The sequence below is a fragment of the Paracoccus sp. (in: a-proteobacteria) genome (genome assembly GCF_030604785.1).
Classification (GTDB): Bacteria; Pseudomonadota; Alphaproteobacteria; order Rhodobacterales; family Rhodobacteraceae; genus Paracoccus.
In genome coordinates, this window is sequence record NZ_JAUVVF010000009.1 from 56,799 (window position 1) to 74,948 (window position 18,150).

Genomic DNA, 18,150 nt, shown 5'->3' on the forward strand with positions numbered 1-18,150 from the left:
ACAGGCGATCATGGCTGAATTCTGGCAATCTTCCTTGGGCATCGCGCTGATCCTGCTGGCGCAGGGTCTGGCAATCATCGCCTTCGTGATGCTGTCGCTGGTCTATATGGTCTATGGCGACCGCAAGATCTGGGCCGCCGTCCAGATGCGGCGCGGCCCGAACGTCGTCGGCCCCTGGGGCCTGCTGCAGACCTTCGCCGACGCGCTGAAATTCGTCGTCAAGGAAATCGTCGTGCCCGCGGGCGCGGACCGCTTTGTCTTCTTCCTGGCGCCGTTCCTGTCGATGACGCTGGCGCTGCTGGCCTTCGTCGCGATTCCCTTCGCGCCGGGCTGGGTCATGGCCGACCTGAACGTCGCGATCCTGTTCATCTTCGCCGTATCCTCGCTCGAGGTTTACGGCGTGATCATGGGCGGCTGGGCCTCGAACTCGAAATACCCGTTCCTCGGCTCGCTGCGCTCGGCGGCGCAGATGATCAGCTACGAGGTCTCGCTTGGCCTGATCATCATCGGCGTGATCATCTCGGCAGGCTCGATGAACCTGACCGCCATTGTCGAGGCGCAGCGCGGCGCGGGCATCCTGTCCTGGTTCTGGCTGGCGCATCTGCCGATGCTGGCGCTGTTCTTCATCTCGGCCCTGGCCGAGACGAACCGTCCGCCCTTCGACCTGCCCGAGGCCGAATCGGAACTGGTGGCGGGCTTCATGTCGGAATATTCCTCGACCGCCTATCTGCTGTTCATGGCCGGCGAATACATCGCGATCTGGCTGATGTGCGCGCTGATCTCGCTGCTGTTCTTCGGCGGCTGGCTGTCGCCCATCCCGGGCCTGCCGGATGGCGCGATCTGGATGTTCCTCAAGATGGTCTTCTGGTTCTTCATGTTCGCCATGGTGAAGGCGATCGTGCCGCGCTATCGCTACGACCAGCTGATGCGCGTGGGCTGGAAGGTCTTCCTGCCGCTGTCGCTGGCCTGGGTGGTGATAGTCGCCTTCCTGGCACGCTTCGAGGTCGCCGGCGGCTTCTGGGCCCGCGCGGCAGGGATGTGAGCCCGATGATGCAAGACGCCAGGGTCAAGTCACCCAAGCAAGGAGAGCAAGTCTGATGGCTTTCGACATCGCACGCGCCACCAAGTATTTCCTGCTGGTGGACTTCTTCAAAGGGTTCGGGGTGGGGATGAAATACTTCTTCGCGCCCAAGGCCACGCTGAACTATCCCCACGAAAAGGGCCCGCTTTCGGCCCGCTTTCGGGGCGAGCACGCACTGCGCCGCTATCCGAACGGCGAGGAACGCTGCATCGCCTGCAAATTGTGCGAGGCGATCTGCCCCGCGCAGGCGATCACCATCGACGCCGAGCCGCGCGATGACGGCTCGCGCCGGACCACGCGCTACGACATCGACATGACGAAATGCATCTATTGCGGTTTCTGCCAGGAGGCCTGCCCGGTCGATGCCATCGTCGAAGGGCCGAATTTCGAATTCGCCACCGAGTCGCGCGAGGAACTCTATTACGACAAGCAGAAGCTGCTGGATAACGGCGCCCGGTGGGAAGCCCAGATCGCCCGCAACCTTGCGATGGATGCGCCCTACCGATGACCGACCCATTCCGCCAGATGTTCCAGCAGATGCTTGCCCAGGGGCAGGAGATGGCGCGGGCCTTCAACCCCGCGCTGGAGCATCTGGACCTGCGCGCCTTCGAGAAGATGTTTCCGACCATGCCGGCCGACATGCTGGAAATGTGGTTCGGCAAGACCTTCAACCGTGACGGGCTGGACGCCAAGACGCGGCTTCTCGTCACCATCGCGGCGCTCACCGTTCAGGGCGCCCATGCCGAGCCGCAGCTGCGCCTGACCATCCGCCACGCGATCGAGGCCGGTGCCAAGCCGCGCGAGATCGCCGAGGTGATCTGGCAGATGGGCATGTTCGGCGGCCTGCCCGCCATGCAGAAGGCGCTGGAAATCGCCCAAGGCGTCTTTACCGAATCCGAAGGGAGCGAGACCGCATGATCACTTTCGCCTTCTACCTGTTCGCGATCACGGTCTGCCTGTCGGGCATCATGGTCGTGATGGCCCGCCACCCGGTCCATTCGGTCCTGTGGCTGATCCTGGCCTTCATCTCGGCGGCGGGGCTGTTCATCCTGCTCAGCGCCGAATTCGTCGCCATGCTGCTGATCATCGTCTATGTGGGCGCGGTCGCGGTTCTGTTCCTCTTCGTCGTGATGATGCTGGATGTCGATTTTGGCAGCCTCAAGACGGAACTGGTGCGCTATGTGCCGGTCGGCGGGCTGATCGCGCTGGTCCTTCTGGCCGTGCTGACCATCGCCTTCGGCGACTGGCAGAGCGCCGATGACGCGCTGGCGATGCGGGCCGTCCCGGTCGAGCCGGGCGTGCAGAACACCACCGGCATCGGCATGGTGCTTTACGATCAGTATATCCTGCCCTTCCAGGTGTCGGGTCTGATCCTGCTGGTGGCGATGATCGGTGCGATCACGCTGACCATGCGCCACCGCCGCGACATCAAGCGCCAGGACGTTCTGGCCCAGATGCACCGCGACCCCGCCAAGGCCATGCAGCTGCGCGACGTGAAGCCGGGGCAGGGGCTCTGAAGCCCCGCCGACCGCCAGAGAATAGCAACGGGTGAAAGACCCGGAGGGACAGAACAGATGATCGGATTGTCACATTACCTGATCGTGGGGGCGGTTTTGTTCGTCACCGGGATCTTCGGCATCTTCGTGAACCGGAAGAACGTCATCGTCATCCTGATGTCGATCGAGCTGATGCTTCTGGCGGTCAACATCAACTTCGTCGCCTTTTCGGCGCATCTGGGCGACCTGACGGGACAGATCTTCACGCTGTTCGTCCTGACGGTGGCCGCTGCCGAGGCTGCGATCGGCCTCGCCATCCTGGTTGTGTTCTTCCGCAACCGCGGCTCGATCGCGGTGGAAGATGTCAACGTGATGAAGGGGTAAGCAGACATGGCGCAATTCATCCTTTTCGCGCCCCTTCTGGGCGCGCTCATCGCGGGCTTCGGCTGGCGCCTGATCGGAGAGCGGGGCGCGCAGGTGCTGACCACCGCGATCCTGTTCGCCGCGGCCGCCGCCAGCTGGTTCGTGTTCCTGACCTTCGACGGCCAGCTTCAGCGCATCCCGGTGCTGGATTGGGTCGTGTCGGGCGATTTCACCAGCGAATGGGCGATCCGTCTGGACCGGCTGACCGCGATCATGCTGATCGTCGTCACCTCGGTCTCGGCCCTGGTTCACCTCTACAGCTTCGGCTACATGGCCCATGACGAGAATTTCGGCGATGACGAGCCGTATCGGGCGCGCTTCTTCGCCTATCTCTCGTTCTTCACCTTCGCCATGCTGATGCTGGTGACGGCCGACAACCTGCTGCAGATGTTCTTCGGGTGGGAGGGCGTGGGCGTCGCGTCCTATCTGCTGATCGGCTTCTACTTCAAGAAGCAGTCGGCGGGTGCGGCCGCGATGAAGGCCTTCATCGTCAACCGTGTCGGCGATTTCGGTTTCCTGCTGGGCATCTTCGGCATCTGGTGGCTGACCGGCTCCATCCAGTTCGACGAGATCTTCGCGCAGGTCCCGGCGCTGGCCCAGACCGATATGACCTTCCTCTGGCGCGACTGGAACGCGGCGAACGTGCTGGCGGTCCTGCTGTTCATCGGCGCGATGGGCAAGTCGGCGCAGCTTTTCCTGCACACTTGGCTGCCCGACGCGATGGAGGGTCCGACCCCGGTGTCTGCGCTGATCCACGCCGCAACCATGGTGACCGCGGGCGTCTTCCTGGTGTGCCGGATGTCGCCGCTCTACGAATTCGCGCCCGAGGCGAAGATGTTCATCGTCTATATCGGCGCGACTACGGCCTTCTTTGCCGCGACCGTCGGTCTGGTGCAGAACGACATCAAGCGCGTGATCGCCTATTCGACCTGTTCGCAGCTGGGATACATGTTCGTGGCGGCGGGCGTCGGCGTCTATTCGGTCGCGATGTTCCATCTGTTCACGCATGCCTTCTTCAAGGCGATGCTGTTCCTCGGCGCCGGCTCGGTCATCCATGCGATGCATCACGAGCAGGACCTGCGGAACTACGGCGGGTTGCGGAAAAAGATTCCGCTGACTTTCTGGGCGATGATGATCGGCACGCTGGCCATCACCGGTGTCGGCATCCCGCTGACCCATATCGGCTTTGCGGGCTTCCTGTCCAAGGATGCGGTGATCGAGAGCGCCTTCGCCTCGGGCAGCGGCTATGCCTTCTGGATGCTGGTGATCGCGGCGCTGATGACCAGCTTCTATTCCTGGCGGCTGATGTTCATGACCTTCTTCGGCAAGCCGCGCGGCGATCATCATGCGCATGACCACGCGCATGAAAGCCCGCGCGTGATGACCGTGCCGCTGGTCGTGCTGGCCGTCGGTTCGATCTTTGCAGGCATGGTCTGGTACAATGCCTTCTTCGGCAAGGACGAGACGGTGCGCGGCTTCTTCGGCATGGAGATCGTCGCCGCTGCGCATGGCGATGACCATGGCGCCGATCACGGTGCCGAGGCCGCCGGTCTGGACACTGCGCTCGAGGGTAGCGTGGCCGAGGCCGACCATGCCCAGCCCGAAGGTGGCGCCGTCCACCCCGCGGCGGGCGCGGCCGAGCATCCGGCCGAGATCAATGTGGGGCCGGGGGCGATCTTCATGCATCCCGACAACCACGTGATGCACGACGCGCATTACGTGCCGACCTGGGTCAAGGTCTCGCCCTTCGTCGCCATGCTGATCGGTCTGGCGCTGGCCTGGCTGATGTATATCCGCTATCCCGAGGCGCCGGCCAAGCTGGCCGCCCAGCAGCGGGGTCTGTATCAGTTCCTGCTGAACAAGTGGTATTTCGACGAGATTTACGACTTCCTCTTCGTCCGTCCCGCGCGCTGGCTGGGTGCCAAGCTGTGGACGGGCGGCGACCGGGCCGTCATCGACGGCGCGATCAACGGGCTGGCCATGGGGGTGATCCCTCGGCTGACCCGCTTTGCCGGGCGGGTTCAGTCCGGCTATGTCTTCCACTACGCCTTTGCGATGGTTCTGGGCATCGTGGGCTTGCTGATCTGGGTGATGATGCGGGGCGCGCACTGACATGACGAACCTTCTTTCGATCATCACCTTCCTGCCGATCGTCGCGGCGGGGATCCTGGCCCTGTTCCTGCGCGGCGATGACGCTGCCGCGCAGAAGAACGCCAAATGGCTTGCGCTGATCGCGACCAGCGCGACCTTCCTCGTGTCGCTGTTCCTGCTGGCGGGCTTCGACCCCTCGGATACGGGCTTCCAGTTCGTCGAGGATCACGCCTGGATCATGGGCCTGCGCTACAAGATGGGCGTGGACGGCATCTCGATCCTGTTCGTGATGCTGACCACCTTCCTGATGCCGCTGACGATCCTGTCCTGCTGGGACGTCAAGCACCGGGTCAAGGAATACATGATCGCCTTCCTCGTTCTGGAAGGCCTGATGATCGGCGTCTTCACGGCGCTGGACCTGATCCTCTTCTACCTCTTCTTCGAGGCCGGCCTGATCCCGATGTTCCTGATCATCGGCATCTGGGGCGGCAAGGACCGCATCTACGCGAGCTTCAAGTTCTTCCTCTATACCTTCATCGGCTCGGTCCTGATGCTGGTCGCCATGATCGCCATGGCGCGCACTGCGGGCACCACGGATATCGAGGCGCTGCTGGCCTTCGATTTCCCCTCGGACACGATGCGGGTTCTGGGGCTGACGGTGATCGGCGGGATGCAGACGCTGCTCTTCCTGGCCTTCTTCGCCAGCTTCGCGGTCAAGATGCCGATGTGGCCGGTCCACACGTGGCTGCCCGACGCGCATGTTCAGGCGCCCACCGCCGGGTCGGTCGTGCTGGCCGCCGTGCTGCTGAAGATGGGCGGCTACGGCTTCATCCGTTTCAGCCTGCCGATGTTCCCGGTGGCCTCGGACCTGATGCAGCCCTTCGTGCTGTGGCTCTCGGCGATCGCCATCGTCTATACCTCGCTGGTGGCGCTGGCGCAGTCCGACATGAAGAAGCTGATCGCCTATTCGTCGGTCGCCCATATGGGCTATGTGACGATGGGCATCTTCGCGGCCAACCAGCAGGGGCTGGACGGCGCGATCTTCCAGATGCTGTCGCACGGCTTCATCTCGGGTGCGCTGTTCCTCTGCGTGGGCGTGATCTATGACCGGATGCACACGCGCGAGATCGACGCCTATGGCGGTCTGGTGAACCGGATGCCGGTCTATGCGCTGGTCTTCATGTTCTTCACCATGGCGAACGTCGGCCTGCCCGGCACGTCGGGCTTTGTCGGCGAGTTCCTGACCCTGCTGGGCGTCTTCCGCGCCAATACCTGGGTGGCCTTCGTGGCGGCGACCGGCGTCATCCTGTCGGCGGGCTATGCGCTGTGGCTCTATCGCCGCGTGACGATGGGGGCGCTGATCAAGGAAAGCCTGAAGACGATCACCGACATGACCCCGCGCGAGAAGTGGATCTTCGTGCCGCTGATCGCCATGACCCTGATCCTGGGCGTCTATCCGCGCCTTGTGACCGACATCACCGGCCCGTCGGTCGAGGCGCTGCTGGTGAATTTCCACGACGCCCTGCCGACCGAGGCCGAGGCAAGCGACGATCTGGCGCAAGCCGCCGTCAGCCATTGAGGACAGTTTGATGACCGGAATCGATTTCTCCACCATCCTGCCCGAGCTTTGGCTGGCCATCTACGCGCTGGCCGCGCTGATGGCGGGCGCCTATTTCGGCAAGGACCAGATCGCGCGGCCGATCCTGTGGGCCAGCGTTCTGGCGCTGATCGTCGCGGCCTTCTATGTCGGCGTGACCGAGCGGCCGGATCAGGTCTCGTTCTTCGGCATGTTCGCGGATGACGCCTTTGGCCGCTTTGCCAAGGTGACGGTGCTGCTGTCGGGCGCTGCCGTGCTGGCCATGAGCGCGGATTACATGGACCGCCACGCGCTTCTGCGCTTCGAATATCCGATCCTGATCGTGCTGGCCTCGCTTGGCATGATGCTGATGGTGTCCTCGGGCGACCTTCTGACGCTGTATGTCGGGCTCGAACTGCAATCGCTCTCGCTCTATGTCGTCGCCTCGATCCGCCGCGACAGCGCCAAATCTTCCGAGGCGGGGCTGAAATACTTCGTGCTGGGCGCGCTCAGCTCGGGCGTGCTGCTCTATGGCGCGTCGCTGGTCTACGGCTTTGCCGGCACGACGAACTTTGCGGGCATCCTTCAGGTCGTGTCCGAGGGCGAGCTGTCCACCGGCCTGCTGTTCGGTCTGGTCTTCCTGCTGGTCGGCCTTGCCTTCAAGGTCTCGGCGGTGCCCTTCCACATGTGGACGCCCGACGTCTATGAGGGCTCGCCCACGCCGGTCACCGCCTTCTTCGCCACCGCGCCCAAGGTCGCGGCCATGGCGCTGTTGGCGCGTCTGATGTTCGACGCCTTCGGCAACGTCATCGCCGACTGGACCCAGATCATCGCCTTCCTCGCGGTGCTGTCGATGTTCCTCGGCTCGATCGCCGGGATCGGGCAGCGCAACATCAAGCGGCTGATGGCCTATTCCTCGATCGCGCATATGGGCTTTGCGCTGGTCGGTCTGGCAGCCGGAACGGCGGTCGGCGTGCAGGCCATGCTGCTCTACATGGCGATCTATGCGGTGATGAACGTGGGCACCTTCGCCTTCATCCTGTCGATGGAGCGTGACGGCCGCCCGATCACCGATCTGGACAGCCTGAACCGCTTTGCCTCGGCGGAACCTCTCAAGGCGCTGGCGGTGCTGCTGCTGATGTTCAGCCTTGCGGGCGTGCCTCCGCTGGTGGGCTTCTGGGCGAAATACGGCGTGCTCACGGCGGCCGTCGATGGCGGGCTGGCCTGGCTGGCCGTGGCCGGTGTGATCGCCTCGGTGATCGGTGCGTTCTATTACCTGCGCATCGTCTACTACATGTATTTCGGCGCCGAGACCGAGGGCCTGTCCTCGCGCATGGGGGCGGTGCAATACGCGGCCCTGATCGTTCCGGCCTTCGCGCTGCTTCTGGGTTCGATCACGCTTCTGGGCCTGGATGACGCGGCGGCGGTTGCGGCGGAATCGCTGGTCGGCGCGATGACGGCAGCGGGTGAGTAACGCGCCCCTGTCCGCTTGGCCCGAGGGCGTGGCGCGCCACGTCCTCGACCGCGTGGACAGCACCAATGCCGAGGCGCTGCGCATGGCGCAGCATTTCTCTGGCCCGACCTGGATCATGGCCCGCCGGCAAGAGGCGGGTCGTGGCCGGCGGGGCAGGCCTTGGGCCGATCCTCGCGGCAATTTCGCGGCGACGCTGCTGCTGCGTCCCGAAGGCGGCGCGGCACAGGCGGCCCTCGCCTCGTTCGTGGCGGCGCTGGCGGTGCATGATGCGGTGCGGACGCTTTGCGGCCCGCAGGCCTCGCTCTCTCTGAAATGGCCCAACGATGTCCTTCTGAATGGCGGCAAGCTGTCGGGCATCCTGCTGGAAAGCAGCGGCTCGGGCTTGGGCGTCGTCGCGCTGGCCGTGGGGATCGGCATCAACCTGACCGACGCACCCGAAGCGGGACAGGTCGAGACGGGCGCCGTCCGCCCCGTCAGCTTGGCCGGAGAGACCGGCATCGCCCCCAGCCAGGACGAGATGCTGGACGCGCTGGCCGTGGCCTTCGATCACTGGTGGCGCCAGTTGCAGACCTACGGCTTCGCGCCGATCCGCAATGCGTGGCAGGCCCGCGCCGCCAAGCTGGGCGAGACGCTGACCGCGCGCCACGGCACGGGCCAGACCGTCGGACGGTTCGAAGGCATCGACGAGACCGGCGCGCTGATCCTGACGACGTCGCGGGGCAGGGTGACCATCGCTGCCGCGGACATCCATTTCGGAGAGGCGTGACATGCTGCTCTGCATCGACACCGGCAACACGAACACCGTCTTTTCACTCTGGGACGGCAGCCGCTTCATCGCACATTGGCGCATCAGCACGGATCACCGGCGCACGGCGGACGAATACTTCGTGTGGCTGACCACGCTGATGCAGCTGACCGGCCGTGACGGTCTGAAGGTCGATGCCTGCATCATCAGCGCCACGGCGCCGCGCGTGGTGTTCAACCTGCGGGTTCTCTGCAACCGCTATTTCGACACGCGCCCGCTGGTCGTTGGCAAGCCCGATTGCCTGCTGCCCGTGCCCCCGCGCGTGGACGAGGGCACGACCGTCGGCCCCGACCGGCTGGTGAACACGGTCGGCGCCTTCGACCGGCACGGCCCCGATCTGGTCGTGGTGGATTTCGGCACCGCCACCACCTTCGACGTGGTGGACACGGATGGCGCCTATATCGGCGGGGTGATCGCGCCCGGCGTGAACCTGTCGCTGGAGGCGCTGCATATGGGCGCGGCCTCGCTGCCTCATGTCGATGTGACCATGCCCGCGCGCGTGATCGGCACGAATACGGTTGCATGTATCCAGTCGGGCGTGTTCTGGGGCTATGTGGGCCTGGTCGAAGGCATCGTGCGCCAGATCCGCGCCGAGCGTGACCGGCCGATGAAGGTGATTGCGACCGGAGGGTTGGCGCCGCTGTTCGATCAGGGGTTTGACCTCTTCGACGCAATCGAGGACGATTTGACGATGCACGGGCTGAGGCTCATTCACGACTACAACAAGGAGATGGGCAATGGCTGACCGCCTGATCTATCTGCCGCTTGGCGGCGCGGGCGAAATCGGCATGAACGCCTATGTCTACGGCTATGGCCGCCCCGGAAAGGAACGGCTGATCCTTGTCGATCTGGGCGTGACCTTCGGCGACATGGACAGCAGCCCCGGCATCGACCTGATCATGCCCGACATCACCTGGCTGCAGGAGAACCGCGACCGGCTGGAGGCGATTTTCGTCACCCATGGGCACGAGGACCATATCGGCGCCATCGCGCATCTGTGGGGTCGGCTGGACGTGCCGATCTATGCACGCGCCTTCACCGGGCGTCTTGTCCGGCTGAAGATGGAGGAGCACGGTCTGCCGACCGAGGCCGTCAACATCGTGACCCCGCGCCCCGACGTGACCGAGGCCGGGCCGTTCCGCGTGCAATATGTGCCGATCAGCCATTCGATCCCCGAAAGCTCGGCCCTGATCATCGACTCGCCTGCCGGGCGCATCCTGCATACGGGCGACTTCAAGCTGGATGTCAGCCCCGTCGTGGGCGAGGCCTTCGACCCGATGATCTGGCAGGAGATCGGCGCCGAGGGCGAGGGCGTCAAGGTTCTGGCCTGCGACAGCACCAACATCTTCTCGACCCATCCGGGCCGGTCGGAATCGCTGCTGGCCACGCCGATCCTGGAATGGGTCATGGGGCAGAAGGGCATGGTCGTCGCGACCACCTTCGCCAGCAACATCGCGCGGCTGAAGACGCTGGCCGATGCGGCGCGCGCCTCGGGGCGCAAGGTCTGCCTGCTGGGCCGCGCGATGCGTCGCATGGTGGCGGTGGGTCTTGAGACGGGAGTGCTGACCGATTTCCCCGACACGATCGGCCCCGACGATGCCGCGCGCCTGCCGCGCCACGAGGTCATGCTGATCGTTACCGGCAGCCAAGGCGAGCGCCGCGCCGCCAGCGCGCAGCTGTCGCGCGGCCGCTATCTGGGCCTGTCGCTGCAGGAAGGCGACAGCTTCCTCTTCAGCTCGCGCACCATTCCGGGCAATGAGCGCCCCGTCGGGCGCATCATGAATGCGCTGAGCGAGCTGGGCGTCGACGTGTTCGATGCCGATGACGGGCTTTATCACGTTTCGGGCCATGCCAACCGTCCCGATATCGAGGCGATGCACGATCTGCTGAAGCCGCGCATCGTGATCCCGATGCATGGCGAACATCTGCATCTGCGCGAGCATGTGATGCTGGCCCGCGCCAAGGGCATGGCGGCCGAAATCGTCGTGAACGGCACGATGGTCGAGCTGACCAGCGAGGCGCCGCGCGTGGTCGATCAGGTGGAATCGGGCAAGCTGTATCTGGACGGCACGGTTCTGATCGGTGCAATGGACGGGGTCGTGCGCGACCGCATCCGCATGGCGCTGAACGGCCACGCGCTGGTGAGCGTGATCGTCGACGAGGACGACAACGCCCTGCCGGATGCCTGGGTCGAGCTGATGGGCTTGGCCGGGCGCGCGCGCGCGGGCCAGGATCTGGCCCGGCATATCGAGGGCGAGTTGTCCGAGTTCCTGGAACGCGCCGATGCCCGCACCGTGCGCGACGATGCCAAGATGGACGAGGCGCTGCGAAAGATCACCCGCCAGGTCGCCATGGAGGAGATCGGCAAGAAGCCCGAGGTGACGGTGATCATCAGCCGCCTGATGGCCGACTGATACCGCGTTCCCTTTGCGTCCCGCGATGGCCGGGGGGCCAGCCCCCCGGACCCCCCTCTGCGCCGCCAAGGCCGGGGCGCTGCGCCCGAAGGGCTGCGAAGGCTTGCAACCGGCGGCGTCATGCGGCAATCCCCAGCCATGAGCGACGAGACCAAATCAGCCTTTGACCCGAACCCGCCGCGGCGCAATTTCTATGGCCGCCGCCATGGCAAGACCCTGCGCCAGAGCCAGAAGGGCTATCTGTCCGAGGACCTGGGCGATCTGCGTCCGCGCGGCATCACCATCCAGGACAATCCGGACCGCACACCCATCGATCCGCAGGCGATCTTTGGCAATGACCGCCCGATCTGGCTGGAGGTCGGGTTCGGCGGGGGTGAGCACATGGTCCACATGGCCGCGACCTATCCGGGTATCAACATCATCGGCTGCGAGCCCTTCATCAACGGCGTCGCCATGCTGCTGGGCAAGATCCGGGCGGCGGGGGTGGGCAATGTCAGCGTCCATCCGGGCGACGCGCGCGACCTGATGGACGTGCTGCCCGATGCCAGCATCGAGCGGGCCTTCCTGATGTATCCCGATCCCTGGCCCAAGGCGCGCCACCATCGCCGCCGGTTCGTCACGCCCGAGCATCTGCTGCCTCTGGCGCGGGTGATGAAGCCGGGCGGGGTGTTCCGGGTGGCGAGCGACATCCCCGATTACATCCGGCAGGCCCGCGAGGAGGTGCCGCTGGCGGGTTTCGAGCTGGTCGCGGACACGGCCGAGCCGTGGGAGGACTGGATCAGCACCCGCTACGAGCAGAAGGCCCTGCGCGAAGGGCGCGCGCCTCATTACGTCACATTTCGCCGCATATGAAAAAGGCCCGCGCTTGCGGGCCTTTTCTCATTCCACGGTGACGGATTTCGCCAAATTCCGGGGCTGGTCCACATCGGTGCCTTTTGCGACGGCGGTGTGATAGGCCAGATATTGCATCGGCACGGCATAGAGCATCGGCTGGAACACGCCCCCGCCCTGCGGCAGCGCCAGGCTGGCCGTCACGCCCTCGCCCGCCGCCGCGATCCCGCCCGCGTCCGAGATCAGCAGGACGCGGCCGTGGCGGGCCATCACCTCCTGCATGTTCGAGATCGTCTTGTCGAACAGCGCGTCATGCGGCGCCAGCACCACCACCGGCACATCGCCGTCGATCAGCGCGATGGGCCCGTGCTTCAGCTCGCCCGAGGCGTAGCCCTCGGCGTGGATGTAGCTGAGTTCCTTGAGCTTCAGTGCCCCCTCCAGCGCCACTGGATAAAGCGCGCCGCGCCCCAGATAGAGGACGTCGCGCGCCTGGGCCAGCCATTCGGCCTGCACCCGGCATTCGTCCGACAGGGCCAGCGCCTGCGCGATCAGCGCGGGCACCGCGCGCAGGTCGCGCAGATGCGCGGCAAGGGCGGCATCGTCGATCCGGCCCCGCGCGCGGGCCGCTTCCAGCGCCAGCACTGCCAGAACCGCCAGCTGGCAGGTGAAGGCCTTGGACGAGGCCACGCTGACCTCGATCCCCGCCAGCGTCGGCAGCGCCAGATCGGCGTCGCGCGCGATGGCCGAGGTGCCGACATTGACCAGCCCCACGCTGCGCGCCACCTTGTCGCGGGCATAATGCAGCGCGGCCAGCGTGTCGGCAGTCTCGCCCGACTGGCTGATCGCGACGAAGAGGCTGCGATCCGACAGGGGCGGCTCGCGGTAGCGGAATTCCGAGGCCACGTCGATGTCGCAGGGCAGGCCGGCCAGCTGCTCGAACCAGTATTTCGCCACATGGCCGGCCAGATGCGCCGTGCCGCAGCCGACCAGCGTGATCCGGTCGATGGCGGCGAAATCCAGCCCCTCGGGCAGCACGATCCGGTCGCCCTTGAGGTAATGGTTCAGCACATTGCCGATCACGGCGGGCTGTTCGGCGATCTCCTTGGCCATGAAATGGCGATAGCCGCCCTTGTCGATGGCGGTCGAGCCGACATCGATGCGGGCCGTGCCGCGATGCGTCTGATGGCCCGCCGCATCCCAGATCTGCACGCCCGCGCGGGTCAGGACCGCGTGGTCGCCATCCTCAAGATAGGTGATGCGGTCGGTGAAGGGCGCCAGCGCCACCGCGTCCGAGCCCAGATACATCTCGCCCGTGCCATGGCCGATGGCCAGCGGGCTGCCCCGGCGGGCGGCGATCATCAGGTCGGCTTCACCCTCGAACAGGAAGGCCAGCGCGAAGGCGCCTTCGAGCCGCGCGAGTGTCGCCCGCGCGGCCTCCAGCGGGGTCAGGCCCTGATCGAGGTGATGCCCGGTCCAGAGCGCGACCGTCTCGGTATCGGTCTGCGATTGCGGCTGGATGCCGAGCGTTTCCAGCTCGGCGCGCAGGTCGCGGAAGTTCTCGATGATGCCGTTATGGACGACCGCGACGCGGCCGAAGCGGTGGGGATGGGCGTTCACCTCGGTCGCGGCGCCGTGGGTGGCCCACCGGGTATGGCCGATGCCCGAATGGCCGGGCAGGGGCTCGTGGACCAGCCGGTCGCTGAGGTTGACCAGCTTGCCCACCGCGCGCCTGCGGTCCAGCCGCCCCGACCCATCCACCGTCGCCACGCCCGCGCTGTCATAGCCCCGATATTCAAGACGCTTCAGCGCTTCGACGAGCTGGGGCGAGACTTCATGGCTGCCCAGGATGCCGATGATGCCGCACATCAGCGGGTTTCCTTCTTCGCACGCAGCGCCGCCATCAGGCGTAGGGCCAGACCGGGCTTGGTCGCCTGTTTCGCGCGACCAATGGCCAGGGCCCCGTCGGGCACGTCCTCGGTGATGGTGCTGCCCGAACCGGTCATCGCATCCGCGCCGACATGGACGGGCGCGACCAGCATCGTGTCGCTGCCGATGAAGGCACGAGGGCCGATCGTTGTGCGGTGCTTCATCACGCCGTCGTAATTGCAGGTGATCGTGCCGGCGCCGATATTCGTGTGCTCGCCAACATGCGCGTCGCCCAGATAGGTCAGGTGGCCGACCTTGACGCCCTCGTCCAGCACGCTGTTCTTGATCTCGACGAAATTGCCGACATGGACGTCGCCGCCCAGTTCCGCGCCGGGGCGCAGGCGGGCGAAGGGACCGACCGTGGCGCCGGCGCTGACATGGCAGCCTTCCAGATGGCAGAAGGGCAGGATCTCGGCGCCCGATTCCACGGTGACGCCGGGGCCGAAGACCACGTTCGGGCCGATCACCGCATCGCGGCCGATCACCGTGTCCAGCGCGAACCAGACGCTGCCCGGATCGGTCAGCGTCACGCCGTCCTCCAGCGCGCGCGCGCGCGCGCGGGCCTGGAACAGCGCCTCGGCGCGGGCGAGTTCGGCCCGGGTGTTGATGCCGAGCGTTTCCTCTTCGTCGCAGGTGACGACATCGGCGCGCAGCCCTTCGGCCCGGGCCAGGGCCACAAGGTCGGTCAGGTAGTATTCGCCCGCCGCATTGTCGTTGGTCAGGCGCGGCAGAAGCTGGCGCAGAAGGCTTGCCTGCATCGCCATCACCCCGGAATTGCACAGGGCGATCTGACGCTTGGCGGCGTCGGCATCCCTCCATTCGACGATGCGTTCGAGCCCGCGCGAGGTCACGACGAGGCGACCGTAGCGGCCGGGATCCTCGGCCTCGAAGCCCAAGACCACCAGATCGGCGGGGTGGCTGGCCAAGGCGGCCAGCGTGTCCTCGGCGATGAAGGGGGTGTCGCCATAGAGGATGATCACGCGGCCCTCGAAGCCTTCCAGCGCGGGCAGGGCCTGCCGGACCGCGTGACCCGTGCCCAGCTGTTCGGCCTGAAGCGCGGTTGCGGCCTCGGGGTCGAGCTTCGCCAGCGCCTTGCCGACGGCCTCGGCGCCGTGGCCGGTGACGACGACGATCTGTTCGGGATCGAGACTGCGCGCGGCCGTCAGGGCATGGCCGACCAGGGGCACGCCGCCCAGCCGGTGCAGGACCTTGGGCAGGTCCGATTGCATCCGGCTGCCCTGACCCGCCGCCAGAATCACCACTGCCACCGCGTCTTCGGTCATGCCTGCCTCTTCCACTGTTTGCTTTTTGTCAGGGGCGTTCTAATCGGGGCGGGGGGCGCTGGCTAGGTCTGGCGCATTCACCTTTGTTTTCGGATCGTTTCGGAGGATGCAGATGGCGGGAACGGTGGTCTTCGACCTGGACGGGACGCTGGCGGACACGTCGGGCGATCTGGTCGCGGCGGCGAATGCCTGCTTTCGGGCGCGGGGGATGGGCGATCTGCTGGACCCGATGGCCGATGCGCTGATCGCCTTTCAGGGCGGGCGGGCCATGCTGCGGGCGGGCTATGCGCGCATCGGGTCGGACATCCTGCTGCCGCCCGGCGCCGAGGACGAGGATTATTCCCGCCTGCTGGGCCATTACGGCGAGGCGATCGCGGTTCATACGCGGCTTTATCCCGGGGTCGAGGCCGCCCTGGACCGGCTGGAGGCGGAGGGGCATCGGCTGGCGGTCTGCACGAACAAGCCCGAAGCCCTGGCCGAGGCGCTGCTGCGCGAGCTGGGCCTGCGGGACCGGTTCGGCGCAATGATCGGGGCAGATACGCTGCCGGTCCGAAAGCCCGATCCCCGGCCCTATAGGGCGGCGGTCGAGGGCGCGGGCGGGACCGTGGAGCGGTCCTTCCTGGTGGGCGATACGGAAACGGACCGCCGGACGGCCTCGGCTGCGGGGGTCAGGGTCGCGCTGGTCTCGTTCGGGCCGGAGGGGAAGGGGATCGAGCGCCTGGCGCCCGAGGCGCTGCTGGATCATTTCGACGCGCTGCCGGATCTGGCGCGGGACTGGCTTGGATAGGCTGGAAGAGGGGGGCGCTGCCCCCCATCGCGCAAGCGCGATTCCCCCCGGGATATTTGAACCATGGCAAAGTCGGGATGCCCTTGCCTTGGTCCGGCTCAGGTGAGCGGATCTATTCGGCCTCGTTCGCGGGCTTGGCGTTGAGATGGCCGTAATTCTGGGCGCCGATCGTGTCGTAGAGGCCGATCTGGGTTTCAAGGAAGTCGATATGGCCTTCCTCGTCCGCGATCAGTTCCTCGAAGAGGTTCTTGCTGACGTAATCGCCCACACTGTCGCAGTAATCGCGCGCCTCGATATAAAGGGTGCGGGCGTCATGTTCGGCGGCGAGGTCCGAATCCAGCGTCTCGCGGAGGTTCTGGCCGATTCGCAGCGGGTCGAGTTTCTGCAGGTTCGGATGGCCCTCGAGGAAGATGATCCGCTGGATCAGCTTGTCGGCGTGGTGCATTTCCTCGATGGATTCCTCGCGCGATTTCGCGGCGATCCGGCCGAAGCCCCAGTCTTCCTGCAGGCGATAGTGCAGCCAGTACTGGCTGACCGCAGTCAGTTCAGACCGCAGCGCGGCGTTCAGATATTCGATGACCTTGGCGTCGCCCTTCATGGGTGGCTTCCTTCTTGCTGTCTGTCCGGGGCCGCAAAATCGGCGGTGCAACCCCCAGCTTATCGCAAGCACGCATGGTGTCCAGAAAGAGCGGCATGCAACCGCCGCAATCGGCACGCTTTCCAAGGGCGTGGTAGATCTTGCCCGGCGTGATGATCGTTTCGGGATCGGAGGCGCGCATCCAGTCGATGGCGGCGTGGATGTCGTGATCCGAAATCTGCGTGCAATGGCAAACGATCATGGCGGGCTCCTGTCGGCGCAGAAACTGACTGATTTTGTCGGTTGTGTAAAGGTCGAGTTTTTTACTTGGAGATCACGGCTGCTTGACGGAGCGGCGCGGAGAACGCAGAAGCGGGCGCATGAAACTGTCCGATTTCGACTTCGACCTGCCCGATGAGCTGATCGCGACCCGGCCTGCGCGTCCGCGCAGCTCGGCCCGGCTGCTGCATGCCGAGGGCGGGGCTGTCGCCGACCGCCGCGTCAGCGATCTGCCTATGGTGCTGCGGCCCGGCGATCTGCTGGTGCTGAACGATACGCGCGTCATCCCCGCGCGGCTGAACGGCACGCGCACGCGGCCGACGCCGCAGGGCGATGCGGTGGCCGGGATCGAGGTCACGCTGCTGGAGCCCTCTGCCGAGGGCTGGCAGGCGCTGGCCAAGCCCTTGCGCAAGCTCAGGCAGGGCGAGGTGATCCGTTTCGGCGACGACCTGTCCGCCACCGTGGCCCAGCTTGACGAGACCGGGCTGCGGCTGGTCTTTGACGCCGAGGGCGATGCCTTTGACGCGGCGCTGCGGCAGGTGGGGGCGATGCCCTTGCCGCCCTATATCGCCTCGCTCCGGGCCCCGGACGAGCAGGATCACGAGGATTACCAGACCGTCTGGGCCGCCCAGAACGGCGCGGTCGCAGCGCCCACGGCCAGTCTGCATTTCGACCAGCCGCTGCTGGAGGCGCTGGCTGCGCGCGGTGTCGAATTCGTGCATGTTACGCTGCATGTCGGCGCCGGCACCTTCCTGCCGGTCAAGGTCGAGGACGTGACCACGCACAAGATGCATGCCGAGCGTGGCTTCATCACGCCCGAGGCCGCCGCCCAGATCAATCGCGCCAAGGCCGAAGGGCGGCGCGTGATCCCGGTCGGCACCACCGCGTTGCGCTTGATCGAATCGGCGGCGACCGGGCCGGGGCAGGTCGCGCCCTTTGACGGGGCGACCGACATCTTCATCTATCCCGGCTTTCAATTTCGTGTGACGGACGGGCTGATGACCAATTTCCATCTGCCCAAATCGACCCTGATGATGCTGGTCTCGGCGCTGATGGGGGCGGAAAAGATCATGGATCTCTATGGACATGCCGTCCGCGAGCGTTATC

General features: G+C 65.8%; 18 protein-coding genes. 14 read left to right on the forward strand and 4 right to left on the reverse strand.

The genetic code is table 11. From position 1 onward, the window contains the following. Positions 1-10: 10 nt before the first annotated feature. The 12 genes from nuoH (at position 11) to trmB (ending at position 12,212) form a co-directional block, all read left to right on the forward strand. A complete protein-coding gene (nuoH, locus tag QAR72_RS04985; RefSeq protein WP_304616263.1) occupies positions 11-1,042 on the forward strand; it encodes an NADH-quinone oxidoreductase subunit NuoH in 1,032 nt (343 codons plus the stop codon). A 55-nt stretch (positions 1,043-1,097) separates the two neighbouring features. Then, positions 1,098-1,589, forward strand: a complete 492-nt coding sequence (gene nuoI / locus QAR72_RS04990; protein WP_304616264.1) for an NADH-quinone oxidoreductase subunit NuoI — start codon at positions 1,098-1,100, stop codon at positions 1,587-1,589. Further along, entirely contained in the window at positions 1,586-1,999 is a 414-nt protein-coding gene (locus tag QAR72_RS04995; RefSeq protein ID WP_304616265.1) for a carboxymuconolactone decarboxylase family protein, read from the forward strand. The genes nuoI and QAR72_RS04995 overlap by 4 nt, the downstream gene beginning before the upstream one ends. Further along, positions 1,996-2,598 carry an NADH-quinone oxidoreductase subunit J gene (locus QAR72_RS05000; RefSeq protein WP_304616266.1) on the forward strand — a complete coding sequence of 201 codons (603 nt, stop codon included), beginning with the start codon at positions 1,996-1,998 and terminating at the stop codon, positions 2,596-2,598. The genes QAR72_RS04995 and QAR72_RS05000 overlap by 4 nt, the downstream gene beginning before the upstream one ends. A 57-nt stretch (positions 2,599-2,655) precedes the next feature. After that, positions 2,656-2,961 (forward strand): NADH-quinone oxidoreductase subunit NuoK, encoded by a 306-nt coding sequence (nuoK, locus tag QAR72_RS05005; protein ID WP_304616267.1) that lies wholly within the window; start codon positions 2,656-2,658, stop codon positions 2,959-2,961. Positions 2,962-2,967: 6 nt separating this feature from the next. Beyond that, the gene (gene nuoL / locus QAR72_RS05010) at positions 2,968-5,112 is read left to right on the forward strand and encodes an NADH-quinone oxidoreductase subunit L (RefSeq protein ID WP_304616268.1); all 2,145 of its coding nucleotides are present in this window, start codon (positions 2,968-2,970) and stop codon (positions 5,110-5,112) included. 1 nt (position 5,113) lies between these two features. Further along, positions 5,114-6,670 (forward strand): NADH-quinone oxidoreductase subunit M, encoded by a 1,557-nt coding sequence (locus QAR72_RS05015; RefSeq protein WP_304616269.1) that lies wholly within the window; start codon positions 5,114-5,116, stop codon positions 6,668-6,670. Between the two features lie 10 nt (positions 6,671-6,680). Then, positions 6,681-8,141 carry an NADH-quinone oxidoreductase subunit NuoN gene (gene nuoN, locus QAR72_RS05020; RefSeq protein WP_304616270.1) on the forward strand — a complete coding sequence of 487 codons (1,461 nt, stop codon included), beginning with the start codon at positions 6,681-6,683 and terminating at the stop codon, positions 8,139-8,141. 7 nt (positions 8,142-8,148) lie between these two features. Further along, positions 8,149-8,907 (forward strand): biotin--[acetyl-CoA-carboxylase] ligase, encoded by a 759-nt coding sequence (locus QAR72_RS05025; protein WP_304616282.1) that lies wholly within the window; start codon positions 8,149-8,151, stop codon positions 8,905-8,907. A gap of 1 nt (position 8,908) precedes the next feature. Beyond that, positions 8,909-9,691, forward strand: a complete 783-nt coding sequence (locus QAR72_RS05030) for a type III pantothenate kinase (RefSeq protein ID WP_304616271.1) — start codon at positions 8,909-8,911, stop codon at positions 9,689-9,691. After that, a complete protein-coding gene (locus QAR72_RS05035; protein ID WP_304616272.1) occupies positions 9,684-11,360 on the forward strand; it encodes a ribonuclease J in 1,677 nt (558 codons plus the stop codon). The genes QAR72_RS05030 and QAR72_RS05035 overlap by 8 nt, the downstream gene beginning before the upstream one ends. Before the next feature lie 138 nt (positions 11,361-11,498). Further along, positions 11,499-12,212: a tRNA (guanosine(46)-N7)-methyltransferase TrmB gene (gene trmB / locus QAR72_RS05040; RefSeq protein WP_304616273.1), complete on the forward strand. Its 714-nt coding sequence runs from the start codon at positions 11,499-11,501 to the stop codon at positions 12,210-12,212. Between the two features lie 27 nt (positions 12,213-12,239). On the opposite strand, the gene glmS is transcribed toward trmB, so the two are convergent. Together glmS and glmU are read right to left on the reverse strand one after the other, a co-directional pair. Next, positions 12,240-14,057 (reverse strand): glutamine--fructose-6-phosphate transaminase (isomerizing), encoded by a 1,818-nt coding sequence (glmS, locus tag QAR72_RS05045; RefSeq protein WP_304616274.1) that lies wholly within the window; start codon positions 14,055-14,057, stop codon positions 12,240-12,242. Beyond that, positions 14,057-15,400: a bifunctional UDP-N-acetylglucosamine diphosphorylase/glucosamine-1-phosphate N-acetyltransferase GlmU gene (glmU, locus tag QAR72_RS05050; protein WP_304616275.1), complete on the reverse strand. Its 1,344-nt coding sequence runs from the start codon at positions 15,398-15,400 to the stop codon at positions 14,057-14,059. The genes glmS and glmU overlap by 1 nt, the downstream gene beginning before the upstream one ends. 112 nt (positions 15,401-15,512) lie before the next feature. On the opposite strand from glmU, the gene QAR72_RS05055 reads away from it, so the two are divergent. Next, entirely contained in the window at positions 15,513-16,187 is a 675-nt protein-coding gene (locus tag QAR72_RS05055; protein WP_304616276.1) for an HAD-IA family hydrolase, read from the forward strand. Between the two features lie 112 nt (positions 16,188-16,299). Here QAR72_RS05055 and bfr read toward each other — a convergent pair whose 3' ends face one another. Further along, complete coding sequence (gene bfr / locus QAR72_RS05060) at positions 16,300-16,785, reverse strand: bacterioferritin (RefSeq protein WP_304616277.1); 486 nt, start codon at positions 16,783-16,785, stop codon at positions 16,300-16,302. Further along, on the reverse strand, positions 16,733-17,026 hold the full coding sequence (locus QAR72_RS05065) for a (2Fe-2S)-binding protein (RefSeq protein WP_304616278.1): 294 nt from the start codon (positions 17,024-17,026) through the stop codon (positions 16,733-16,735). Before QAR72_RS05065 ends, bfr begins: the two co-directional genes overlap by 53 nt. Before the next feature lie 118 nt (positions 17,027-17,144). On the opposite strand from QAR72_RS05065, the gene queA reads away from it, so the two are divergent. Then, on the forward strand, positions 17,145-18,150 hold a 1,006-nt coding region (gene queA, locus QAR72_RS05070), incomplete at its 3' end, for a tRNA preQ1(34) S-adenosylmethionine ribosyltransferase-isomerase QueA (protein WP_304616279.1).